18 protein-coding genes and 1 tRNA gene are annotated in these 23,024 nt (G+C 56.7%); 13 read left to right on the top strand and 6 right to left on the bottom strand.

Features of this window, described 5'->3' with window-relative positions:
- The first annotated feature begins 12 nt into the window (after positions 1 to 12).
- The 3 genes from dnaJ to ODJ80_RS07080 all read left to right on the top strand — a co-directional run bounded on the left by dnaJ (position 13) and on the right by ODJ80_RS07080 (position 3,867).
- Entirely contained in the window at positions 13 to 1,158 is a 1,146-nt protein-coding gene (gene dnaJ / locus ODJ80_RS07090) for a molecular chaperone DnaJ (protein ID WP_263041518.1), read from the top strand.
- 185 nt (positions 1,159 to 1,343) lie between these two features.
- Entirely contained in the window at positions 1,344 to 2,696 is a 1,353-nt protein-coding gene (locus ODJ80_RS07085; protein ID WP_263041517.1) for an MATE family efflux transporter, read from the top strand.
- 28 nt (positions 2,697 to 2,724) lie between these two features.
- Complete coding sequence (locus tag ODJ80_RS07080) at positions 2,725 to 3,867, top strand: glycerate kinase family protein (protein ID WP_263041516.1); 1,143 nt, start codon at positions 2,725 to 2,727, stop codon at positions 3,865 to 3,867.
- A 78-nt stretch (positions 3,868 to 3,945) separates the two neighbouring features.
- Here the strand turns inward: ODJ80_RS07080 and ODJ80_RS07075 are convergent, their stop codons facing one another.
- A complete protein-coding gene (locus tag ODJ80_RS07075; protein ID WP_178864043.1) occupies positions 3,946 to 4,767 on the bottom strand; it encodes a MerR family transcriptional regulator in 822 nt (273 codons plus the stop codon).
- A 76-nt stretch (positions 4,768 to 4,843) separates the two neighbouring features.
- On the opposite strand from ODJ80_RS07075, the gene ODJ80_RS07070 reads away from it, so the two are divergent.
- The gene (locus tag ODJ80_RS07070) at positions 4,844 to 5,497 is read left to right on the top strand and encodes a YitT family protein (protein WP_263041515.1); all 654 of its coding nucleotides are present in this window, start codon (positions 4,844 to 4,846) and stop codon (positions 5,495 to 5,497) included.
- A gap of 234 nt (positions 5,498 to 5,731) precedes the next feature.
- Here the strand turns inward: ODJ80_RS07070 and ODJ80_RS07065 are convergent, their stop codons facing one another.
- Complete coding sequence (locus tag ODJ80_RS07065) at positions 5,732 to 7,216, bottom strand: S-layer homology domain-containing protein (RefSeq protein WP_263041514.1); 1,485 nt, start codon at positions 7,214 to 7,216, stop codon at positions 5,732 to 5,734.
- A gap of 394 nt (positions 7,217 to 7,610) precedes the next feature.
- Between ODJ80_RS07065 and ODJ80_RS07060 the strand changes: the two genes are divergently transcribed.
- The 4 genes from ODJ80_RS07060 to ODJ80_RS07045 all read left to right on the top strand — a co-directional run bounded on the left by ODJ80_RS07060 (position 7,611) and on the right by ODJ80_RS07045 (position 12,498).
- Positions 7,611 to 10,451 carry an S-layer homology domain-containing protein gene (locus ODJ80_RS07060; RefSeq protein ID WP_263041513.1) on the top strand — a complete coding sequence of 947 codons (2,841 nt, stop codon included), beginning with the start codon at positions 7,611 to 7,613 and terminating at the stop codon, positions 10,449 to 10,451.
- Between the two features lie 293 nt (positions 10,452 to 10,744).
- On the top strand, positions 10,745 to 11,506 hold the full coding sequence (locus ODJ80_RS07055; protein ID WP_263041512.1) for an RHS repeat-associated core domain-containing protein: 762 nt from the start codon (positions 10,745 to 10,747) through the stop codon (positions 11,504 to 11,506).
- Complete coding sequence (locus ODJ80_RS07050) at positions 11,503 to 11,961, top strand: DUF5071 domain-containing protein (RefSeq protein ID WP_263041511.1); 459 nt, start codon at positions 11,503 to 11,505, stop codon at positions 11,959 to 11,961. The genes ODJ80_RS07055 and ODJ80_RS07050 overlap by 4 nt, the downstream gene beginning before the upstream one ends.
- A gap of 147 nt (positions 11,962 to 12,108) precedes the next feature.
- Positions 12,109 to 12,498 (top strand): DUF5071 domain-containing protein, encoded by a 390-nt coding sequence (locus ODJ80_RS07045; RefSeq protein WP_263041510.1) that lies wholly within the window; start codon positions 12,109 to 12,111, stop codon positions 12,496 to 12,498.
- Between the two features lie 170 nt (positions 12,499 to 12,668).
- On the opposite strand, the gene ODJ80_RS07040 is transcribed toward ODJ80_RS07045, so the two are convergent.
- Complete coding sequence (locus ODJ80_RS07040) at positions 12,669 to 13,067, bottom strand: MerR family transcriptional regulator (protein WP_263041534.1); 399 nt, start codon at positions 13,065 to 13,067, stop codon at positions 12,669 to 12,671.
- 165 nt (positions 13,068 to 13,232) lie between these two features.
- Between ODJ80_RS07040 and ODJ80_RS07035 the strand changes: the two genes are divergently transcribed.
- Together ODJ80_RS07035 and ODJ80_RS07030 are read left to right on the top strand one after the other, a co-directional pair.
- Positions 13,233 to 14,378, top strand: a complete 1,146-nt coding sequence (locus ODJ80_RS07035) for an iron-containing alcohol dehydrogenase (RefSeq protein WP_263041509.1) — start codon at positions 13,233 to 13,235, stop codon at positions 14,376 to 14,378.
- Positions 14,379 to 14,393: 15 nt separating this feature from the next.
- Positions 14,394 to 14,846, top strand: a complete 453-nt coding sequence (locus ODJ80_RS07030; RefSeq protein ID WP_263041508.1) for a flavodoxin family protein — start codon at positions 14,394 to 14,396, stop codon at positions 14,844 to 14,846.
- Between the two features lie 563 nt (positions 14,847 to 15,409).
- Here the strand turns inward: ODJ80_RS07030 and ODJ80_RS07025 are convergent.
- Both ODJ80_RS07025 and ODJ80_RS07020 read right to left on the bottom strand, forming a co-directional pair.
- Complete coding sequence (locus tag ODJ80_RS07025) at positions 15,410 to 16,003, bottom strand: hypothetical protein (RefSeq protein ID WP_263041507.1); 594 nt, start codon at positions 16,001 to 16,003, stop codon at positions 15,410 to 15,412.
- Between the two features lie 404 nt (positions 16,004 to 16,407).
- Positions 16,408 to 16,494 (bottom strand) — tRNA-Leu (locus ODJ80_RS07020).
- Between the two features lie 169 nt (positions 16,495 to 16,663).
- Between ODJ80_RS07020 and ODJ80_RS07015 the strand changes: the two genes are divergently transcribed.
- Positions 16,664 to 18,568 (top strand): glutaminase domain-containing protein, encoded by a 1,905-nt coding sequence (locus ODJ80_RS07015; protein ID WP_263041506.1) that lies wholly within the window; start codon positions 16,664 to 16,666, stop codon positions 18,566 to 18,568.
- On the opposite strand, the gene ODJ80_RS07010 is transcribed toward ODJ80_RS07015, so the two are convergent.
- Positions 18,541 to 19,089, bottom strand: a complete 549-nt coding sequence (locus ODJ80_RS07010) for an MATE family efflux transporter (RefSeq protein WP_263041533.1) — start codon at positions 19,087 to 19,089, stop codon at positions 18,541 to 18,543. The two genes, ODJ80_RS07015 and ODJ80_RS07010, sit on opposite strands and share 28 nt — an antisense overlap.
- Between ODJ80_RS07010 and ODJ80_RS07005 the strand changes: the two genes are divergently transcribed.
- Both ODJ80_RS07005 and ileS read left to right on the top strand, forming a co-directional pair.
- Positions 18,977 to 19,222, top strand: coding sequence for a hypothetical protein (locus ODJ80_RS07005; RefSeq protein ID WP_263041535.1), 246 nt, complete (start codon positions 18,977 to 18,979; stop codon positions 19,220 to 19,222). The genes ODJ80_RS07010 and ODJ80_RS07005 overlap by 113 nt on opposite strands.
- A 444-nt stretch (positions 19,223 to 19,666) precedes the next feature.
- Positions 19,667 to 22,780: an isoleucine--tRNA ligase gene (ileS, locus tag ODJ80_RS07000; RefSeq protein ID WP_263041532.1), complete on the top strand. Its 3,114-nt coding sequence runs from the start codon at positions 19,667 to 19,669 to the stop codon at positions 22,778 to 22,780.
- Positions 22,781 to 23,024 lie beyond the last annotated feature (244 nt).

Genomic DNA, 23,024 nt, shown 5'->3' with positions numbered 1-23,024 from the left:
GAGTGATGGAACATGGCGGATAAACGGGATTACTACGAGGTTCTGGGCGTGGCCAAGGGGGCCAGCGAGGACGAGATCAAAAAGGCATACCGGAAGCTGGCTAAAAAGTATCACCCGGACCTGAACCCCGGGGACAAGGATGCGGAGTCCAAGTTCAAAGAGGTCAACGAGGCCTACGAGGTTCTCTCCGACCAGGAGAAGCGGGCGCGCTACGATCAATTCGGCCACGCGGGGGTGGACCCCAATTTCGGCGGCGGCGCGGCGGGAGGAAACCCCTTCCAAGGCGCGGGCTTCGATTTTACCGATATCTTCGACAGCTTCTTCGGCGGTGGCTTTGGCGGCGGGCGCCGTCAGAACCCCAATGCCCCCCGGCGGGGCAGTGATGTGCAGGCCAACATCGCCATCTCCTTTGAAGAGGCCGCCAAAGGCTGCAAGAAGACCGTCACTTACTCTCAGATTGAGGACTGCGCCGACTGCCATGGCACCGGCGCTGCGGCAGGCACCAGCCCCAAGACCTGTGAGCACTGCCACGGCACAGGGCAGGTGCGCATCAGCCAGCGCACGCCTTTCGGCGTAGTGCAGTCCACCCAGACCTGTGACCGCTGCGGCGGCACGGGCAAGGTGGTGGAAACCCCCTGCAAAACCTGCGGAGGCAAAGGCAAGGTCCGCCGCCGGAAAAGCCTGGAAATCACAGTGCCGGCGGGTATTGATGACGAGCAGATTTTAAATGTGGGGGGCCATGGCAACGCGGGATCGAACGGTGGGCCTGCCGGGGATCTGCATGTGTATATCTCCGTGCGGCCGCACCCCATTTTCGAGCGCCGCGGCAACGATGTCTGGTGCGAAATGCCCATCACCTTCACCCAGGCTGCCTTGGGCGCTGACGTGGAGGTGCCCACCCTGGACGGCAAGGTCAGCTACCACGTCCATGAGGGCACCCAGCCGGGCGATGTGTTCCGCCTGAAGGGCAAGGGCATCCAGGGGCTGAATACCCGGATGCGGGGGGACCAATACGTCCAGGTCACAGTAGAGGTGCCTCGGAACCTTTCTAAGCGCCAAAAGGAACTCCTTGGTGAGCTGGACAAAGCCAGCGATGAGAAGAATTATCAAAAGCGCAGAAGCTTTTTTGGAAAGCTGAAAGATCTGTTTGGAGAATGAGGCCCAAAGGGCCCCGGCAATTTGCCGGGGCCCTTTGCTTTGTGCGGTTTTTCCTCTTTTTTCAATAAAAAATGTGCCGCTGCCTTGCAAACCTAGGCAGAACATGGTACAATTGTTGCAATATCAACTATTTTGAGGAGTGGAGAACGGTGCGATTTATCAATCCCGCAAAGGTCTGCAAAGGCATGGAGATGGGGGACATCCCTCCTAGCCGGGAGATTTTAAAGACCACTCTTGCGGTGGCCTGGCCCTCTGTGCTGGAGTCCTTTTTTGTCAACCTGGCCGGCATGGTGGATACGATCATGGTGGGGACCATGGGGTCCTATGCCATTGCTGCTGTGGGGCTGACCATCCAGCCCAAGATGCTGGGCCTGGCCCTCTTCCTTTCGCTGAACGTGGCTGTTTCGGCCATTGTGGCCCGCCGCAAAGGCGCCGGAGACCGGGAAAGCGCCAACCGGGTGGTGCGCATGTGCCTGCTCATCACTTTGGGAATGACGGCCCTCACCAGCGCCGTATTCGTTGCCTTTGCCGGCCCCATAGTGCGGCTGGTGGGCTCTCAGCCAGACACCCACGAATATGCGGTGGAGTATTTGCAGATCATCATGGGAGGCCAGGTGTTCAACACCGTCAGCCTGGTGCTGAACGCCGCCCAGCGGGGGGCGGGGAACACCCGCATTGCCATGGTCACCAACCTGATCTCCAATGTGGTCAATGTCATCTTCAACTACCTGCTCATCGGCGGCAACCTGGGCTTTCCAGAGCTGGGGGTGCGGGGCGCTGCCATCGCCACCGTGCTGGGCACGGTGTGCGCCTGTGCCCTGAGCATCGCCTCTGTCCTGCGGAAGGACAGCTTTATCAACCTGCGCTCGGTTAAGGGGTGGCTGCCAGAGCGGCAGAGCGTGAAGTCCATCGGCAACGTGTGGTCCAGCTCTTTGGTGGAACAGGTGTGCCTGCGCATCGGCTTTTTGCTGTTCTCCATGACAGTGGCCCGTCTGGGCACCACAGAGCTGGCTGCCCACCAGATCGGCAGCAATATGATGAGCATGTCCTTCTCCTTCGGAGATGGCCTCTCCGTGGCGGCTATCACCCTTATCGGTCAAAGCCTGGGACGCCAGCGGCCGGACATGGCCAAGATCTACGGCAGCGTGTGCCAGCGGCTGGGCCTGTGCTGCGCCTGTGTGATGGGCTTTATCTACTTTTTCTTTGGCAAAGAGATTTTCCTCCTCTACTCCAACGACCCCGTCATCCTGGATTACGGCGCCATGATTATGCGCATTCTCAGCGTAGTGCTGTTTATGCAGATTGAACAGGTGGTGCAGTTCGGCTGCCTGCGCGGTGCGGGAGACACCAAGTTTACAGCGCTGGTCTCCTTCATCAGCGTCACGTTTATCCGTCCCGGTGCCAGCTGGCTGCTGTGCTACCCCATCGGCCTGGGCTTGATGGGCGCATGGCTGGGCACCGCCCTGGATCAGCTGGTGCGGTTCCTGCTCACCTTCTTCCGGTTCCGCAAGGGCAATTGGACGAAGCTGAAGCTGTGACCGTCTTTCCTGAAAGGAGAATGTGCCCATGAAGCAAATCCTTTTGGTGCCCGATTCCTTCAAAGGCACTTTGACCTCCCGCCAGGTGTGTGAGACCATGGCGGAGCAGCTCCACCTCGTTTTCCCAGAGGCGGACATCACCAGCCTGCCCGTGGCCGATGGGGGAGAGGGCAGTGTAGAGGCCTTTTTGGCCGCGGCTGGGGGAGAGCGGGTGGAACTCCCCGTCACTGGGCCCTTCGGAGAGCAGGTACGGGGCTTTTACGGCCTCCTTCCTGATGGGGAAACCGCTGTCCTCGAGATGGCCGCCTGCGCCGGTCTCCCTCTGGCGGAGGGCCGCCTGGACCCGGAGCGGGCCACCACCTACGGCGTAGGAGAGCTGATTTTAGACGCGATTCGCCGGGGGCGGCGGAAAGTCATCCTGGGCCTGGGGGGCAGCTGCACCAACGATGGAGGCGTGGGCGCTGCCGCGGCTCTGGGGGCCAAGTTCACCCGGCAGGACGGCACGGAGTTCCTGCCCACCGGCGGCACTTTGCAGGAGATTGCCGCCCTGGACTGCACCCCCGTGGCCAAGGCCCTGGAGGGGGTGGAGCTGGTGGCCATGTGCGACATTGACAACCCCCTGTATGGGGAGAATGGGGCAGCCTATGTGTTCGCCCCCCAAAAGGGCGCGGATGATCCCATGGTAGAGCGCCTGGACCAAGGGCTGCGCCATCTGGGCCAGGTGGCCGGCCGGTGCCTGGGGCGGGACCTGTCCCAGATGCCCGGGGCCGGGGCAGCGGGGGGCTTGGGCTTCGGCATGGCGGCCTTCTGCGGGGCCCGGCTGCGCATGGGCATCGACGTGGTGCTGGACACCCTGGGCTTTGATAAGCGCCTTCCCTCCGCGGACCTGGTGTTCACCGGGGAGGGGAAGATTGACTTTCAAAGCCTGCGGGGCAAGGTGGTCTCCGGGGTATGCGGCCGTGCCAAACGGGCCGGCGTGCCGGTGATCGCCGTGGTGGGGCAGATAGGCCCCGGGTTTGAGCCCATGTACGACCAGGGGCTTTCCGCCGTGTTCAGCGTCAACCGGGCGGCCCAGCCCTTCTCCGAGAGCCGCCACCACGCCCGGGAGAACCTGGCCCTGGCTATGGAGAACATCGCCCGCACCCTGGCCCTCCGGCCGGGGAACGTATAAGGCTATCCCCGTATAGGATGAAAAAAGCCGCCCAAGGGCGGCTTTTTTATGTCCCCCTGACGGGGGACAACCCTCCTGTCAGCGGAGCGGCTGGATATAAAACAGGATCTTCGTGATATATTCGCTTTCAACTTGGGTGGTGATGTAGTCGTTGACGCAGAATTCGTAGGAATCCGAAATCAGCCGCAGCCTGTGTTTCCTGCAATAATCCAGCAGGCGTTCGTAGGAGCGGCCGATGGAAGGGTAGTCCCCCACATGATAGGTGGACACGCACTTTCCGGGAGGGAGCTGGCGCAGGTTTTGGGCCCGGTCCGTCCGGTCGGTGGTTAAAAAGGCGGTGGAGGCCTGGGTATACCGCTGGCTCAAAATGTTCTCCCGGGGCACGATGACCCCGCTTTGAAAAAAGATGGGTACCCCACGCTGGAATGCCTCAGCGAAGCATTGCTTGGTGGAGATGCTCACCTCCCGCAGGGAGCCGGGGGACTGCACCGGCCGGTAGAGAATGTACCGCAAAGGCGCTTCCTCCAGGGCCACTGCCTCGTCCCGGTGGAGCTGGGCTTCCTCCAATAGGTCGCACCGCTGGGCCAGCCTGCCGCGGATATGCCGCAGCTCCCGCATCTGTCCGTCGATGACAGAGAGCTGCTGCCGCAAGGTGGAAAGGCTGCTCTTGGTGGTGTAGTGTTCCAGCAGTTCCCGGATTTTTTGCAGGGAAAGGCCGCTTTTTTTCAGGATAAGAATGGTGTCCAGTTCATCCAGTTGGGCAGCGCTGTAATAACGGTAGCCGTTCTGGGGGTCCACATAAGCGGGCTTAAACAGCCCCGTTTTATCATAGAAGATCAGTGTCTGCTTGGAGATGTTTTGATAATGGGACAGTTCCCCAATGGAAAAAAGCTCGTCCATAAAAACCCCTTGACAATATAGTTACTATATCCCTTATTATAGCCTTAGCAAGGGAATTTTGCAAGGAGGCGTTACTGTGCCATTTTTCTCCCGAATAAAATCCAAACTTTTGGAAGGGCTCACCTGGAAAAGCCTGTGTTTCATTGTTCTTGGGGCTGCCATAGCCACCTTTGGAATTCACAATATCCACCAGCGGACCGGTATCACAGAAGGGGGCGTCATTGGCGCCATGCTGCTGGTGGAGCATTGGCTGGGCTTTTCCCCGGCTTACATCACCCCTGTGCTGGACGTGGCCTGCTATCTGCTGGCCTTCAAATACCTGGGGTTTTCCTTTATCCGCACCTCTGTGCTGTCCACAGCCTGTGTGTCCCTGTTCTACAAGCTCTGGGAACAATTCCCGCCCATGCTGCCGGATCTGTCCGATCATCCCCTGGCAGCGTCCGTGCTGGGCGGCTTGTTCGTGGGTGTGGGCGTGGGGCTTATTGTGCGGCAGGGAGGCTCTTCCGGCGGGGATGACGCCCTCGCCTTGGTGATCTCCAAGGTAACTCGGTGGCGGCTTTCCTTTGCCTACCTCTTCACCGACCTGACGGTGCTGCTGCTCTCCCTTTCATACATTCCAATCACCCGTATCGCCTTTTCCCTGGTTACTGTTACGCTGTCTTCCTTCCTCATCGACAAAGTGACAGCTTTTCAGCCGCCCTGTTCTAAGCAGTGTGGGGAAGGCGTGTAAATCCCTCCATATAAAATAACCAAGCGCCCCTGTCTGTGATGGACAGGGGCGCTTGGTTATTTCCGTAGAAGCCTAGGCCGGCTTTATTTCACAAAGATGCAAATTCTATGCAAATGGTTCACCCATTCACATAGAGCTTTCTTATTTCCCGTTTACTTGGCATAGGTCAGTATTTTTACAATACTTCTTTATGCTTCTCTGCCATAAGGCCCCTCTTTCTATTTGCTGTATCGCTTACGCTGCCTCCAAGCAGGAGAGCATGTTCATCAGCAGTGTTACACCTTCGGCACGGGTGAGGGTGTTTTGAGGGCCCACGGTGCCGTCTGTGTAGCCGGCAAGAATGCCCAGGTCCTGTGCCTTGGCCAGGGGCGCTCGCGCATAGGCGCTGATTTGGTCCGCATCGGTGAAATCCGGTTCTTCCGCTTCGGAGAACACCCCTTGGCTTTCTAGGTATTGGATCATCATGGTGGCGGCCTGCTCACGGGTGACACGGGACTGAGGGGCAAACTCCGTGTCGGAAATGCCCTGAACCACTCCGTTGTCATAGGCCCAGCTCACGGCTTCCGCGTACCAGTCCTCAGGGCGGATGTCCTCAAAGGGCAGAGACTCCGGCGAGGCATCTTCTCCGCCTGCCGCCTTGTACAGCACGGTGGCGAACATGGCCCGGTCCATCGTGCCAGAGGGCTCGAAGAAGGCCTCCGATACGCCAGAGACGATTCCCAGATCGGCTGCCTGCATCACGTCCTCCAAATACCAAGCGTCTCCCCGCAGATCCACAAAGCGGTCCCCCTCAAACAGCGCATAGATGCGGGTGTCGCCTGTGGGGGTCAAGGTGTAGGATGGCTCCTGGCTGAGGAGCACCCTGTTGGGAGAGTACCACCCCACCACGGGCAGGTCGCCCGCAGAGGAGAGGGTGGTCTCTTCGCCCCCCACACACGTGCCGCCGCCCTCCACCTGCCCAGAGCGGGAAGGGATCACCGTCACATTGGCAACACGCACCCGGGGCGCGTCCACGGGGAGCATGCTGGCGTCCCGGGGGCCATTGGCGGATGTCTCCTGCTGGTAGCGCCAAGCGTTGTCCATGGAGATGCCAAAATGGTCGTAGAGGATGTAGCCGTAAATCCCTTTGGAGCGCCAGTCCTGCTGGCCGTCGAAGATGTAGTTCTTCCCGCCCAGCCGCAGCTCGGTCCAGCCGTGGTGGCCCGTCCAGGTGCCGATGCGCAGGATGCCCGTGTGAACGTAGCTCTCCACCCCCACATACCGGGCCATCACCGCGAAAAGGATGCCCCAGTCGTAGCACACGCCGGTGCGGGCTGTCAGCATGTGATAGGCACGATAGATCATGTCGATGGGATAGGCCTGGGGAAGGCCGGTCTCATAGGTCAAGTCGTAGGTCAGCGTGAAGCAGTCGTAGGCCGGGGCGTAGTTCTGCGAGTACCCGTTCCAGCTGTAGTCGATGTTGTTTACAGTCCATTCGTACAGGCCCTTCAGGGTGGTGTAGGTATCTTTCCCTCTGTAAGGGGCCACCAGTTCTTCCAGCATCCGGTCCAGCTCCACGTAGCCCGTTTTTTGGGGGTAGAGCGGCTCCGCGTTCATCAGTGCCTTAACTTGATCCAGGCTCATGGCGTCCCCAGCGGCGCTGGCGCTCACCGGCAGGGCCGTCAGGCACAGGAGTACCGCTAATAGCAGGGCTGCCAGGCGGCAGTGCTTTTTCCTCATACAATATCCCTCCTCGGTAGATCGGAATTCTTTTCCGCCGCATAAGAAAAGAATACTGCACAGTGCATGGAATTGTCAATTGGTTTGGCGGGAATTTGTCCATGTTTTGTGAAAGGGGAGAGGGCGCCCCGTGGGTGAGGCGTTCCTGCGCGCCACGAAATCCTGCGTAAGTGTGAGAACACCCATCCGGAGGCTTTTCCATGCCCGCGGCAGGTTCCTAGAGGGAATTGGCTGGTTTGGCGAAAAACAGTCCGGATTTTTTACTTGCAAAAATAGACATAAATAAAATTATGTGTTATAATCCAGACAAGAAATTCAAAGAAGGGGCATGCCCCTTCTCCTGTTGGGAACCCAACAGGATCTATCTATGTGATGCGCAAAGGAGGAAACACAGATGAAAAAACTCATGTCCGTGTTGCTGGCATTGGTTCTCGTGCTGGCAATGGTCCCTGTTGCGGCCAGTGCGGAGTCAACAGAGTTACCAACACCCGTTGATGGCGTGATCACGCTTACGGAGAATGTGGAGCTGAGCTCTAGCTATGAGGTAACGGGAAGCCTTACGTTGGATTTGAACGGATTTACAATTTCAAATTCCGGGGATCTTGTGAGCAATGCGGACGCTTTGGCTTATCTGTTCCGCATTGATGAAGGCGCTTCGCTAACCCTGCGGGATAGCTCCTCTGGTGGGGTTGGTTCGCTTTCTGTGGACAACGCTAGAGGCATTTTGAACAATGGCACATTCATCATGGAGTCTGGCAAGATAGAGGCCACTTCAACACAAGCTGTTGTTGGGGAAACTACTGATAATTCCAAATGGGGATATTGCGTTGTAAATGCTGTAACCAAGGACTCTTTCGCTAACAATAAAGAGGTTGTTTGCGAAATCCGAGGTGGTACCCTGGAGAGCGATGCTTATGGTATGTATATCCAGGGGGCTGGTGTTCCTGGGACAGGGTTAAACGCAAGCGGAACGGAGACAAGAAACGATTTGATGTTGGTTACCATTTCAGGTGATGCAGAAATCACTGCCAGTATGGCCATTGGAACCAATGCCAGCAGCGGCCAGTTTGCGGGCTTTACGCTGGATATTGAAGGTGGAACGATTCATGGCAGAGATAATGTGAACTCTGAAACAGATGACGGCTGTGCGCTTTACTTGCCTGCGGTAGGTATTTCAAATATTTCCGGCGGTACCATTTCCGGCGGACAAGCAATTCGTATTTGTGCTGGCGAGTTGAACATTACCGGTGGACAAATTATCGGTACTACGGTAGGAGATGACTCGGACCTCATTGCAGGCGGCAGTGGTGGCACCCAGGGTGCTATTGTTGTCGGTAAAGCTAGCAGCGGTTATGTGGGAAATGTTAATGTTCATATCTCTGGCGATGCCGTGGTTACCAACACTGCCGAAGACGAGGGAACGAAACCTGCCATTGTGGTCTCCGACAAAAACATGAGTGACAATTCCATGGGATATGATGATTTGGCAATCACTGTCACGGTGGATGGAACGGAAGGAGCAGAAATTAGCGGAGACGTTGTCAAGGTTTCCAATCTGACCACAAGCACAACCACGCAAGATGGCGGAAACACTTCTCTGACCATCTCCAACACTACCGTAAGCGGTAATGTGACAAACCAGAGCAAGACTGGCTTGACCATTCGTGATACAACTATCAATGGCAATGTAAGCAATACCAGTGAAGGTTCTACAGCAATTCTGGGTGATTCTACTGTCAGTGGAAACATAGATGACTCTTCAGATGCTGGTGCAACTGGCACAATCTTCAATGAAAAAGATCAGAATGATGAATCTGAGATTGTCGCAATCAACGAAACCACTGCCGTAACCTATACGGATTTGGCAGCCGCTATTTCCGCGGCCAATGACGGCGATACTATTCGGCTGGTAAAAGATTTTACCTTGGATGCGCCTGAAACAGGCATTTCTTCCGGCCAAGGAGCTGTCAATATCACAAAAGACATCACGTTGGACGGCAACGGCAAGACCATCACTGCGGGGGAGCATTATGTTCTGAACAGTGGGGATACTCGTGGTGAATATCATGTCATCAATGTAATGGATGGCGCAAATGTCATTATCCGGGATTTAACCATTGATGGTGGTGTCACAGGGGAAGTCAGTTCGACTACTGGGAGTGCGCCTCGTTCCGGCATCAATGTTTTCACAGCTAATGGTAGTGAAAACAACCGCACGACTGTGACTTTGGAAAACGTGGAAGTCAAGAACTGTTCTACCTATGGCGTTACCTCGCTGGGCTCGAATTTGACCGTCAACGGCCTGACCACCAGCGGCAACCTTTGGGGTGGCATCAATCTGGATAACAGTACCTCTTCCGCTATTGGCGGCACCTTTACGATGACTGATGGAGATATCGGGGAAGAGAAGTCTCTGTATATTGAAAATTCTAAAGGCAACGGGGATGGACAATCTGCTTCCATTTCCGGCGGCACCTTTGCTGGTTCCGTCTCCGTGGCAAAGCAACAGGATGGAACAACAGATGTGAACGGCGTGGACCTCTCCATCTCTGGCGGTACGTATGAGAACAACATCAGTGATTATTTGGTTGGGAATTTGGTTTGGAACCCCGTGACAGGCGAAGTTGGTACACCCTCCACCCCCGGCGGCGGCACACCCTCCGAGCCGGAAGAGCCCACCTGGCCCTTCACGGACGTGACGGAAGGGGACGACTGGTTCTATGACGCCGTGGCCTATGTATACGAGAACGGCATCATGGCCGGCACCGGCGAGACCACCTTTGAGCCTGGCATGCTGCTGGACCGGGCTATGGCTGCCCAGTTGTTCTACAACCTGGAAGGCAAGCCCACTGTGACCGGCGATTCTACCTTTACCGACGTGACCTCTGGCCATTGGGCCGTGGACGCTATCACCTGGGCCGCCCAGAACAGTGTGGTGGCGGGCATTGGCGGCGGTCTGTACGATCCTGACAGCAACGTGACCCGTGAGCAGTTCGCTGTGATGCTGTACAAGTACGCCCGCTTCAAGGGCTACGACCTGACGGCTGCTGGCGATTTGACCCAGTTCCCGGACGCTGCTTCCATCAGCAGCTGGGCGGAGACTGCCATGAGCTGGGCCAACGGCAAGAGCCTGATCAACGGCCATGAGAACGGCACCATCGACCCCAAGGGCAGCACTATCCGTGCCCAGGCGGCCAGCATTATGGCAAACTTCTACCAGAACGTGGCCAAATAAAAAGAACATAGCACACACAGGAATGGCTCCCGCAAGGGAGCCATTTTTGCTGTGTTCCGGCAGCTTTCCGGAAGCCTTTGGCGTTGCGCCCGCCAATGTATTGCTGCTCTATCAGGAATACCACTGGAAAACAGGGGAGTGCTGGTTCGCTCCGCGCTCTCTTGCTTTTTTATCTTTGGCTCCTCCACAGGGGCCTCCAAGGCCGCAGCGCAAGGGATAAATCAAAGATGAAAAATCACGGCGCTTTCCTCCTCTTACTACTGGCCTTTTGGAATAAGAGACGATATAATAGAATGGAAGATGACGCCTGGGGCAAGCTCATTTCCTCCAGCGGCAGCTTGGCAGAGATCAACCCTCTGCGGTACCGCGGGTACTACTACGATACCGAGACGGGTTTCTACTACCTGCAAAGCCGCTACTATGACCCTGTGGTCTCCCGTTTTATCAACGCGGACAGCTTTACCTCCACAGGCGATGGCCTGCTTGGCTACAATATGTTTGCCTACTGTGGGAACAATCCGGTCTGTTATAGCGACCCGACTGGACATTTCGCGCTTGTGGATGATCTTCTTGTACTGCTTGGTCTTGCCGTAGTAACCGCTGTGACTGCAATAGTTACTGCTGTGGCTCTTCCTGTAATCCAGGAAGGATGGAATAATTCCGTTGAGTCATTCTCTGCGAAACCTAAAACGGATTATCAGGAAAAAGCCAAAGAACAGGTTATCCCTAAAGAAAGGGACAATACGGTCTACATCTATAGGTATGGTGGGATAAATCCCGGTAATTTGACACCAAGTAGTCGTGATGTAAAATTGGCATCAACAACAGGTACGGGTTTGTCGTTCTCTACAATACCAAAACTGGGTGCGGCAAGGACTACGATTGATGAAATAAACGCAACGGGAATTGTATATGCTGTAAGAGATGGCGTGAACCACGTTAGTGTGTTTCCCGTAGGAGGCACTCTAGAGGATTGGCATAATGCAGGCTCTTCATCGGTATGGACTCGTGCAATAAAATCGGTTGTCATCAAGTGGGGAGGTGAAATAGATTGACTGATATTGCCATGGTCTATCAAATGTTGAATTGGAAGGCACCTTCTGCAATCCAGGCACAAGGAAAAGAATTAGCGCGGAAAGTGAAAGATCTCTCGCTACTTATTCAACCCCCCGCAGAACCCTCTGTTTGGGAACAATGTGCGGCGATCCTTTCAGAAAAAACAGACACACAGCTAGAGCCATACTTAACGGAGTTGTTACAATGGCTGCAAGATCTGAATTGGCCTGGTGCGGTGACTATTGCTGAGAGGCTGAAAACGCTCTCAGGAGAGAAATTAAAGAAGCCTTTTGAAGATGCGGTTATCCAGTCAAAGAAAATGGATAGGCATGAAGGTTCGATGTGGCAGGATTATTTATCCGAGCTGCTGGATAATCGGGAGCTTGTTCCGCTGCTGCCTGATGATGTCACGGTACTGCTGAAGCAACACTATCATAATTGGGGAAACTGGTAGAAAACCAATGTGATGCAGGACAAGCCCAATCATGTGGGTGTGTGGCCAGTTGGTGGAACGATGCAGGATTGGATTGATGCCGGCTCAAGCTCGAAATGGACACAAGCGGTTAAATCCGTTGTTCTCAAGTGGGAAGGATGATAAAAAATGGTGGATATTGATTACATCATGGAGCTGTTGGACTGGAATAGAAGCGAGGAAGAGCAAGCGGAGGGATTGCGGCTTGCCCGACAGGTCAAAGCCTTTAATGTTTTTTTGCAGCCATGTGATGATAAAAACAATAAAAATGTGTGGGACAACTGCGCCCTTATTATTTCTGAAAAGGAGGACTTGGAATTATTTCCCTACTTGTTTGAGCTGTTCATGTGGATACAGGACTTGAACTGGCCGGGGGCTTTTTGCATTGTAGAGCGCTTGAAGGAATATGAGAAGAGAAATGCTTTTTATAGTCGGCACTGGCAGGAGGCGTATACCTGCGCGAAAGCGTTGAAAAATAAGGTGTGGATGGAAAACCTAAAGATGGTGAAACATGCTTGAGCGTGGTTTCTAGCGGAGAATTTGGGCGTCCAACTTAGCCAGGCACTGAATGAAGCGCCAGTACCAAAAACTTGATATGACAAAGCCCTTTCTGTCAGTATTCTGGCAGAAAGGGCTTTGTTTGTTGCCTTCTTCCAAGAGGGCATCCCTTTTTCCCTATGACTCCTGTGTTATTCCTCAGCTCGGATGAGATTGCTCACATAAGGGCGCTTGCCAGAAAGCACCTCATCGTAGAAGTTTTGCTTCCAGTCGATGTAGGCCACGCTGTCCTCCAACTCTTGGATGGTTGCGCGCAGCGCCTTTTGCTTTTCGGCCAGCATTTCTTTTCTCTGGGGGATAGAGGACTCTCCCTGCAAACACAGTTCCAGATATTCTTTCATTTCCTGAATGCTCATGCCGCATTTTTTCAGACAAACAAGATCCTTAATCCACTTCACATCCCGCTCATCAAACACCCGCCGGTTGTTTTTATCCCGTTTCACGTTGGGCACCAAGCCCTCGTTGCAATAAAATTTCAACGCCTGATAGGTCATGTCCGTCTCCTTGCATACCTGCATCATGGTGTACATCATGGATGCATTCCCCTTCTTCACAAAAAATTCAAGAACTTTTTTGAAAAAAACCTTGACCGGTTGTAGCAACCGGAAATTATAATCGATAGTAACAAGCGGTGGAAACTACCTGATTATAGCAGAAAACCATTTGTGATGCAAACTGAAAAGGAGAAAATCACTATGAACAAATTTACCTATTCTTATCCCACGAAAGTTTACTTTGGAGGGGGTGTTGCGGCGGATGCTCTGGGGCAGGAACTCCCCAGGGTGGGAAAGACGGCCATGCTGGCCTATGGCGGCGGCTCTGTAAAGCGCAGCGGCGTTTACGATGAACTAAAGGGCCTGCTGGCCGCCGCAGGCAAAGAGGTGGTGGACTTTCCCGGCATTATGCCCAACCCCACCTACGCCAAGGTCCAGGAGGGGGCAAAGCTGGCGCGGGAACGCCAGGTAGACTTTATTTTGGCCGTGGGCGGCGGCAGCGTCATTGACTGCTGTAAAGTCATCTCTGCCCAAGCTATGCTGGAGGAGGACATCTGGCAGATGGAGTACCAGCAGGGCAAATTCCCCACAGCAGGCATCCCCATGGGTGCGGTGGTTACCGCCTCGGGAACCGGCGCGGAGATGAACAGCGGCGCGGTCATCACCTATGAGGAGAAGCTGTGGAAAGGCCCCATTGTGGGCAGTTGCGCCTCCTTCGCCATTCTCGACCCCGCCTATACCTCCACGGTCCCGCCCATCCAGGTGCTCTCCGGCGCCTTCGACACCCTAAGTCATGCTATGGAGACCTACTTTGGCAACTCCGACCAAGACAATGCGTCCGATGACGTTGCCTTGGCCATTATGAAAAACACAGTGGTGAACATGCGCCGGTTGCTTGTAAACATTGATGATATGCAGGCTCGCAGCAATCTCATGTGGGATTCCGCTATGGCAGAGAATGGTATTCTCAAAGTGGGCCGTCTTACCGACTTCCAGGCCCACCAGATCGAACACCAGCTGGGGGCCTATACTGACTGCAACCACGGCCAGGGCCTGGCTGTCATCCATCCCGCCTATTACCGGCACATTTTGAAAGACGCCCCCAAAAAATTCGCCCGTTTTGCTAAAGAAGTCTTTGACCAGGATACGGCGGAAGAAGGACTGGAGGCCCTGACCGCCTTTATCCAGGAGTGCGGCCTGCCTGTCAAAATGGGGCAGCTGCAGTCCAAGGTGGAGATCACTCCGGACATTCTTCGGAAAGTGGCGGAAACCTGCAACATCATCAAGTGCAATCCCCGTGAATTGAGCAGAGAGGAAATTCACGAGATCCTCTGCGAGTGCTTATAAGAAGGAGGTGCTCTTATGAAAAAAATATTAAGCCTTGTCATGGCCCTGGCCCAGCTGAACATTGAATATTGTTCCGCCTGCTATGCCTGCAAACAAACCGGCCGTTGCGTAAAGCAGGACGATATGGCTCAGCTCTTGGAAAAGATGCGGGCCGCCGATGTGATTGTACTGGCAACTCCCGTCTATTTCTATACCATGTGCGCCCAGATGAAAACTATGATTGACCGAACCTTGGGTGGCGCTCAAAAGCCGGGGCTGGAAAACAAAGAGTTTTATCTCATCGCCACCGCTGCCGCTGGAAAGGCCGCCATGGAACGAACGATTGACGGGTTGCGCGGTTACTTGGAATGTCTGCCTGGAGCAAAGGAAATGGGAGTCATCTATGGTGCGGGCGCCTGGCAGCTAGGCGATATTCAGGGCAATCCCGCCATGGAGGAAGCCTATCAGATGGGTAAGAGAATTGATTAACTTTTAGAAAAGGAGCCCTTAAACATAAACAGAATAGCAGCAATCCTTCTTTCTTCCGCTCTGGTTCTTTCTTTGGCTGCTTGCAGTAATAACCAATAGGGAGGAACCGCACAGGCGCTCTCTTCTCAAGGATTCACCCCCGCCTCTACGCCTGGGTGGACAGCAGCACAATTGGGGAATCTGCCGCATAGGGGAGCGCTCCAGCGCTTCCCTATTTTTTACCCTGCAAGCCATTTATTGCCTGCAAGGGCAAGTGTCTGACAGGCTCGGCCCTGCGACCTATTCCGTAACGTCCGCCCGTGCGTCAGGCACACTCTTACGGGAAATGGAGGGGCCGTCCTTGATTATGGCGGCGCCAGGCTGCAAACTGCTGGATTGCCTGGGAAAAGCCATTTCCCCCGTGAGTGATAAAGGGAATAATAGTCTTTCTCTGTTATTCTATAAGGTCTTGCCCTTGAATCCACGGCTCAATCTCACTATTGTTCAAATCATTTGCGGTAAGTCCCTCCGCAATCTCTGCATCCGGGCTCACCTTAAGGGGCGTTGTCCACAAGGTACCTTGATCAATCTTCTATGATTTTTGCTCGGTACAAGCCTTTCTCCTTTAGCCGCTCCGCTATGGCATAGACGTCCAACTCTTCCCGTGCAATACGCCTGCACTCACCGGGGGTCTCTTGTGAAAAAGTATCCCATACCGTGAAAAGATGGCTGGTTTCCGTAAGCCCATAACGCTGTAGGAGGGGGATGAAACGGCGCGGCGACGGAGAATAGAAATCCGCCAGTTTGTACTTTTGAATGAATACTTCCTCATGACTGGCATGGGATGCAATTGCGAATTGGGACATCCCGTCTTCCAACAAGATCTGTCCATAGGAACGAAAGATGGAGTCCATTTGCTCCCGCGTCTGCCCGTCAAGATAGCATACCTCTTGATGCAGAATTTCGTCACACCCAAGTTGTCGTTCTTCTTGTATAGAGAGGGGCATTTGCAGCACAAAAAACAAGGGCTCAGGCAGGCTTTGATAAAATTCAGTAAGTATGGGCCTCAGTTTTTCAAAGCTGATATTGGCGCGAATCAACTGCCCTTCATAAACTTGAAATTGTTCTTGGATTTTCTCTGGAAAGGGGATGGTCACTCCCGGTGCGGTTTGAAACATCTGCTTTTCCCTCCCTCTAATTTTTACATGATAGGTGTAAAGATAGCGCTGCTTTTATCAAGAGCGGCTTTTCCACCAAGGGTTTGCACTGCGGCAAGAAACCCGGGTTTTAGCGCCAATACCTCGCTGTGGGAAAAGAACGGTCCCACCCATACCAGCTCAAAAACATGGGAAACCGCTTGCTGCCGGCAGAGCCAGGCTCAGCCGGGGTTAAGGAGGCAGAATAGCCGCCAATGGGAAACGCGGGCAAAAAAGGAACGCACTCCACAAAGGTGAAGTTCGCGGCTTGCCCGGGGTGCGGACCTGGCAGAGATGACAAAATAGCTACCCGCTACAAGCGCAGCAAAAAAAGAAAACGCACCCCACAACGTGAGGTGCGCGGCTTGGGAGCGGCAGCTTGCCGCTGGTGCCGGTGGCCGGACTCGAACCGGCACGGTGTCGCCACCGGTGGATTTTGAGTCCACTACGTCTGCCAATTCCATCACACCGGCATGGCTTGGAAAAGCAGATATCATTATACTGCCTGCGCGAAAAAAAAGCAAGGCCTTTTCGCGGAAAAATCTAAAAGGAAAGAAAGAAAATTTTTCGAAACCCTCTTTCTTTTTGAGCGGGTTCCTGCTATCATGGGGGCGAAACTTTTTTTCGAGGTGTTGTATAACTATGAAACTTCGCTATCCCGCTGTGCCCTTGGTGACACATACCCCCTATTTCAATCTCTGGTCCATGGATGATGTGCCCAACCGCACGCCCACCTGCCATTGGACCGGCGCCTCCCAGCCCCTCTGCGGCCTGCTGCAAGTGGGGAAGAGGGAGTACGGCTTTTTGGGCAAGACAGACGCCCTCCCCATGCGGATGCGTTCTGTGGAGGTGAAGGCCTGCTCCACCACCTATGTGATGGAGAGCCCAGAGGCCGCCCTGACGGTGAAATTCACATCCCCCCTTCTGCTGGACGATTTGAAAGTCTTGGCCCGGCCGGTGACCTATGTGTCCCTGAAAGCCCAGGGCCGTCATGGCCGCCCGCTGCCTGCCTGTTCCGCCACCCTGCTGGCGGATGAGGCCCTCTGCCTGGACTACGCCGGCCAGTGCCCCGTGGAGTCCGGCGAGGCCGTGGGGAAGGGCTATGAGGCCGTCACGCTGAGCAGCGGTGTCCAACAGCCTTTAAACCGCTCTGGCGACGATGTGCGCATCGACTGGGGCCGCCTCTATTTGGCCGTGGAGCCCGCTGGCACCACCTCTGTGCGGGAAGAGAACGGCCGCACCGCCATCCAGGCTCAGATCCCCCTGGAAGAGGGCAAAGAGGTCCTCTTCGCCCTGGCCTACGACGAGGTGTTCGCCATCCAGTACTTTGGCCAGAACTTGGAGCCCTACTGGAAAAAGGAACGGGAAACTCTCTCCGGCCTGCTGGAGCTCTCCTTCGCGGAGTACCAGGAGATCGACCGCCGGTGCGAGGAATTCTCTCGCCAGTTAGAGGCGGAGGCCACAGAGGCGGGCGGCGGACAGTACGCCGAGCTGCTGCTCACCGCCTACCGCCAGGTGATCGGTGCCCACACCCTCTGCGAGGACCCGGAGGGGAAACTGCTGTTTATCTCTAAGGAGTGCTTCTCCAACGGCTGCGCCGCCACAGCGGATGTGAGCTACCCCTCCATCCCCCTGTTCCTGCGGTACTGCCCCCAGCTGGTCTTTGGCATGATGCGCCCCCTGACCCGCTATGCCGCCAGCCCGGAGTGGCCCTTTGACTTTGCCCCCCACGACGCCGGCCAGTTCCCTCTTCTCAACGGGCAGGTGTATTCCAACGGCACCGACCCCAAGGACCAGATGCCGGTGGAGGAGTGCGGCAACATGCTCTTGATGACCGCCGCCGCCACTGTGGCCAGCGGGGACATGGGCTTCGCCAACGAGTCTTGGGACTTGCTGACCACCTGGGCCAACTACCTGCGGGGCAACGGTCTGGACCCGGAGAACCAGCTGTGCACCGATGACTTCGCCGGACACCTGGCCCACAACTGCAACCTGTCCATCAAGGCCATCCTGGGGGTGGCGGCCTACGGCCTGCTGCTGAAGCGCCGTGGGGAAGAGGCCCAGGGCGAGGAGTGGATGGAAGAGGCCCGCTCCATGGCCCAAGTTTGGGTGGAAAAGGCCGCTGAGGGTGACGGCACCTACCGTCTTGCTTTCGACCAGCCCGGCACCTTCAGCATGAAGTACAACGCCGTGTGGGACAGGCTGCTGGGCCTGCGCATTTTCCCGGAGAGCACCTGGGACAAGGAGCTGGAATCCTATCTGACCCGCCTGAACCCCTACGGCATGCCCCTGGACAACCGTGCGGGCTACACCAAGTCCGATTGGCTGGTGTGGGTGGCCTCTATGATGAAAGACAAGAAGGACTTCGAGACCATGGTCTCCCACCTGTGGGACGCCTATGACAACATGCCCAACCGCATCCCCCTGGGGGATTGGTTTGAAACGGAGGACGCCTGGCAGGCCAAGCACCGGGAGTTCCAGAACCGCACCGTGCAGGGCGGCCTGTTCATCCAGCTGCTCTACGGCCAGGGCAATTTCCAGAGATAATTTTTCCAAACTGTTACAAGGCAAAAGCCGCCCGCTCCCCCTGGGGGAACGGGCGGCTTTTCGCGCCGGGGCCTTATGCGCCCCCTTTTCCGTGGCGGCTGAACCAGCGGGACAGATAGAATACCGAGGGGATCAGCCCTAGCACCCAGCCGGATGGGGCCGCAAACCAGATGCCCAGGGAGCCGATGGACAGGGGCAGCAGGATGGAGACCCCGATCTTGCAAACCAGCTCCACCACGCTGGACACCAGGGCGGCTTTTACCAGGCCCATGCCCCGCAGGGCGGAGTTCACGGCCCAAATGGCCCCCAGGGCCCAGAAGAAACAGGCCTCGGTGCGGATCATGGCCACGGCCTCGTCCAGCACGGCGGCCGGCGCCCTCCGCCTGGGCGATTACCACCGAGACGGCGTTGGTCAGGCCCTGGCCCAGCATCATCAACAGGGAGGTGGTGGAGCCCGTGGCCCCTATGGCGGCCAATGCCTCCACACTGACAAACCGGCCCACCACCACAGTGTCCGTCATGTTGTACATCTGCTGGAATACGCTGCCGATGAGCATGGGGATGGCGAACAGCACCAGCAGCCGGATGGGGCTGCCCTGGGTCATGTCCAGGCTTTTGGCCCTTCTTCTTTTTAGGGTGTCCATCTCTCGATAAAGCTCCTCTCGTTTTCTTTCTCTTCAAAAAATTATACACGATTGCGTTGGCCGCTTGTCAAGAGGAAATACAGGGTCCCGCCCTTGACTTTAGCCTCGGGGCGTGATAGAATATTTGCGATATTTTGGAAGCAAAGGCCATGAAGGAGACAGGCGGCGGCGCAGGGCGCCCCAGAGAGCCGGCGGTTGGTGCGAGTCGGCGCGCGAAACGCATTCCGCATCCCTCCCGAGCCGCGGGCCCAACAGGCGGTTCCCCTTGGCGGGGAGCGCCCCAGTAAGCAACGCCGGTCCCCCGCCGTTACCGGGGCGCGTATTGTTGGATATGCCGGAATGGGTGGTTACAGCGAAGCCAAGCCTTCGTCCCGTTTGCGCGGGGCGAAGGCTTTTTCTTTCCTTCAGTCGATTCCGGTGGACACAGACCAGAGAAAGGATGGCTGCCATGAGCATGTACAAGGAAGTCTCCACGAACCTGAACTTCGTGGAGCGGGAGCAGGAAACGGCAAAGTTCTGGGAAGAGAACCGCATTTTTGAAAAGAGCGTGGAGGAGCGGGAGGGCCACCCCTCCTACGTCTTTTACGACGGCCCCCCCACCGCCAACGGCAAGCCCCACATCGGCCATTTGCAGACCCGGTCCTTCAAGGACCTGTTCCCCCGTTTCCACACCATGAAGGGGGAGATGGTCCCCCGCAAGGCCGGCTGGGACACCCACGGCCTGCCCGTGGAGCTGGAAGTGGAAAAGCTGCTGCACATCAACGGCAAGGACCAGATCGAGGCCTATGGCATCGCCCCCTTCATTGAAAAGTGCAAGGAGAGCGTGTGGAAGTACAAGGGCATGTGGGAGGATTTCTCCAAGGACGTGGGCTTCTGGGCCGACATGGAGCACCCCTACGTCACCTATGACAACAGCTTTATCGAAAGCGAGTGGTGGGCCCTCAAGCAGATCTGGGACAAGGGCCTGCTGTACAAGGGTTTCAAGATCGTGCCTTACTGCCCCCGCTGCGGCACGCCCCTTTCCTCCCACGAGGTGGCCCAGGGCTACAAGGATGTGAAGGAGCGCTCCGCCATTGCCAAGTTCCGGGTCAAGGGCGAGGACGCCTTCATCCTGGCCTGGACCACCACCCCCTGGACACTGCCCTCCAACGTGGCGCTGTGCGTCAACGCCGCCGAGGACTATGTGAAGGTGGAGAGCAAGGGGGAGACCTACTATTTGGCCGCCGCCCTGTGCGACACCGTCCTGGGCGAGGGGGAGTACACCGTCCTGGAGACCTTCAAGGGCGCCGACCTGGAGGGCAAGGAGTACGAGCCCCTGTTCGATTTTGTCAGCCCCAAGGAGAAGTGCTGGTACGTGGTGTGCGACGACTACGTCACCCTGACAGACGGCACCGGCGTGGTGCACATCGCGCCGGCCTTTGGTGAGGACGACGCCAAGGTGGGCCGCAAGTACGGCCTGCCCCTGGTGCAGTTGGTGGACGGCAAGGGCCAGATGACCAGTGAAACCAAGTGGCCCGGCCTGTTCTGCAAGGACGCCGACAAGGAAATCCTGAAGGATTTGGATGAGCGGGGCCTGCTGTTCTCCGCCCCCAAGTTCGAGCACAGCTACCCCTTTTGCTGGCGCTGCGACACCCCCCTCATCTACTACGCCCGGGAGTCTTGGTACATCAAGATGACCGACGTGAAGGACCAGCTCATCAAGAACAACAACACCGTCCAGTGGTACCCGGAGAGCATCGGCAAGGGCCGCTTTGGCGACTGGCTGGAGAACGTCCAGGACTGGGCCGTCAGCCGCAACCGCTACTGGGGCACACCCCTGAACATCTGGGAGTGTGAGTGCGGCCACCGCCACGCCATTGGCAGCATTGCGGAGCTGAAGGAGATGTCCGGGAACTGCCCCGACGACATCGAGCTCCACCGGCCCTATGTGGACCAGGTCACCATTACTTGCCCCCACTGCGGCAAGCAGATGCACCGTGTGCCCGAGGTCATCGACTGCTGGTTCGACTCCGGCTCCATGCCCTTTGCCCAGCACCACTACCCCTTCGAGAACCAAGAGCTCTTTGAGAGCCAGTTCCCCGCGGACTTCATCTCCGAGGCCGTGGACCAGACCCGCGGCTGGTTCTACAGCCTGCTGGCCATCTCCACCCTGCTGTTTGACAAGGCCCCCTTTAAGAACGTGCTGGTCCAGGGCCTGGTGCAGGACGAGAACGGCCAGAAGATGTCCAAGTCCAAGGGCAACGCCGTGGACCCCATGGAGGCCCTGAAAAAGTTCGGCGCGGACCCCCTGCGCTGGTATTTCTACACCAACTCCGCCCCCTGGCTGCCCAGCCGCTTCCACGAGAAGGCCGTCATCGAGGGGCAGAAGAAGTTCTTCTCCACCCTGTGGAATACCTACGCCTTCTTTGTGATGTACGCCAATATCGTGGGCTTCGACCCCACCCAGCGCAAGCTGGAGGACTGCCAGCTCACCGTGATGGACAAGTGGCTGCTCTCCCGGCTGAACACCACCGTGAAGGCCGTGGACGAGAACCTCTCCGCCTACAAGGTGCCGGAGGCCGCCCGGGCCCTGCAGGACTTTGTGGACGAGATGAGCAACTGGTATGTGCGCCGCAGCCGGTCCCGGTTCTGGGCCCAGGCGGAGAGCGGCGACCGCACTGCCGCCTTTATGACCCTGTACACCGCCCTGGTGGACACCGCCAAGATGGCGGCCCCCATGGTGCCCTTTATGAGCGAGGAGATCTACCGCAACCTGGTGTGCTCCGTGGACAAGTCCGCCCCGGAGAGCGTCCACCTGTGCCTGTACCCCGCCTATGAGGGGGCCTGGGTGGACAAGCAGCTGGAGGCGGATATGGATGAGGTGCTGCGCATTGTCACCCAGGGACGTGCCGCCCGGAACCTGTCCAGCTTGAAGAACCGCCAGCCCCTCCAGGCCCTTTACACCGACGCGGACCAGGGCCTTGGGGAGCTGTACACCGAGATCATCAAGCAGGAGCTGAACGTGAAGGAGCTGGTCTTCCTCACGGACATGTCCCAGTTCACCGACTACACCTTCAAGCCCCAGCTGAAGCTGCTGGGCAAGAAGCTGGGCAAACGGCTGAACGAAGTGCGCCAGGCCTTGCAGGAGCTGGACGGCGCCGCCGCCAAGAAAGAGCTGGACACCACCGGCTTGCTGAAGCTGCCCCTGCCTGGCGGGGAGGTGGACCTCACTGCCGAGGAGCTGCTCATCGAGACCGCCCAGAAGGAGGGCTACACTTCCGTTTCCGACCGGGGCCTGACCGTGGTGCTGGACACCACCCTGACCCAGGCGCTCATCGACGAGGGCTTTGTGCGGGAGATCACCAGCAAGCTGCAAACCATGCGGAAAGAAGCCGGTTTCAATGTCACCGACCACATTGAGGTCTACTGCCAGGGCAGCGAGAAGGTTGCCCAGGTCCTGCGGGAAAACCAGCAGTCCATCTTGCACGACGTGCTGGGAGAAGCCTGCCATTTCGACATCTTGGAAGGATACACCGCCCAGCAGGACGTCAACGGTGAAACCGTCACCTTTGGCGTGAAGAGGGTGTAACGCAAAAAAGAAAAGCAAGGAGGAGGGCCTACCCACCATGGGGCGGCCCTCCTCCTTTTTTCAATGGTTCTGAGCCGGGCGGAAGAAGGCGGGGAAGGGGCCCGGGGTCCGCCGCTGATGGGCGGAAGGGGAGGGGATGGCAGCTCCGCGCTGCGGTGGGTTTCCAGGGAGAGCGTGCCGGCTTGCTGCCGCGGTTTTCATAAGGTGGGGGACAGGCCCATATAGATTGGGAAAACGGAAAAAA

The organism is Acutalibacter sp. LFL-21 (genome assembly GCF_025630755.1).
Classification (GTDB): domain Bacteria; phylum Bacillota; class Clostridia; order Oscillospirales; family Acutalibacteraceae; genus Acutalibacter; species Acutalibacter stercoravium.
Note: the sequence above shows the minus strand (reverse complement) of the source record. Positions and strands in the feature narration are given on the sequence as shown.

Excerpts from the sequence above, each read along its gene's own strand:
- ODJ80_RS07040 (WP_263041534.1), bottom strand. The coding sequence starts at position 13,067 with ATGTACACCATGATGCAGGTATGCAAGGAGACGGACATGACCTATCAG.
- ODJ80_RS07010 (WP_263041533.1), bottom strand. The coding sequence starts at position 19,089 with ATGACGGACACTGTGGTGGTGGGCCGGTTTGTCAGTGTGGAGGCATTG.
- ileS (WP_263041532.1), top strand. The coding sequence starts at position 19,667 with ATGTACAAGGAAGTCTCCACGAACCTGAACTTCGTGGAGCGGGAGCAG.
- ODJ80_RS07015 (WP_263041506.1), top strand. The coding sequence starts at position 16,664 with ATGAAACTTCGCTATCCCGCTGTGCCCTTGGTGACACATACCCCCTAT.
- ODJ80_RS07025 (WP_263041507.1), bottom strand. The coding sequence starts at position 16,003 with ATGTTTCAAACCGCACCGGGAGTGACCATCCCCTTTCCAGAGAAAATC.
- dnaJ (WP_263041518.1), top strand. The coding sequence starts at position 13 with ATGGCGGATAAACGGGATTACTACGAGGTTCTGGGCGTGGCCAAGGGG.
- ODJ80_RS07085 (WP_263041517.1), top strand. The coding sequence starts at position 1,344 with ATGGAGATGGGGGACATCCCTCCTAGCCGGGAGATTTTAAAGACCACT.
- ODJ80_RS07030 (WP_263041508.1), top strand. The coding sequence starts at position 14,394 with ATGAAAAAAATATTAAGCCTTGTCATGGCCCTGGCCCAGCTGAACATT.
- ODJ80_RS07055 (WP_263041512.1), top strand. The coding sequence starts at position 10,745 with ATGGAAGATGACGCCTGGGGCAAGCTCATTTCCTCCAGCGGCAGCTTG.
- ODJ80_RS07045 (WP_263041510.1), top strand. The coding sequence starts at position 12,109 with ATGGTGGATATTGATTACATCATGGAGCTGTTGGACTGGAATAGAAGC.
- ODJ80_RS07035 (WP_263041509.1), top strand. The coding sequence starts at position 13,233 with ATGAACAAATTTACCTATTCTTATCCCACGAAAGTTTACTTTGGAGGG.
- ODJ80_RS07060 (WP_263041513.1), top strand. The coding sequence starts at position 7,611 with ATGAAAAAACTCATGTCCGTGTTGCTGGCATTGGTTCTCGTGCTGGCA.
- ODJ80_RS07065 (WP_263041514.1), bottom strand. The coding sequence starts at position 7,216 with ATGAGGAAAAAGCACTGCCGCCTGGCAGCCCTGCTATTAGCGGTACTC.
- ODJ80_RS07080 (WP_263041516.1), top strand. The coding sequence starts at position 2,725 with ATGAAGCAAATCCTTTTGGTGCCCGATTCCTTCAAAGGCACTTTGACC.
- ODJ80_RS07075 (WP_178864043.1), bottom strand. The coding sequence starts at position 4,767 with ATGGACGAGCTTTTTTCCATTGGGGAACTGTCCCATTATCAAAACATC.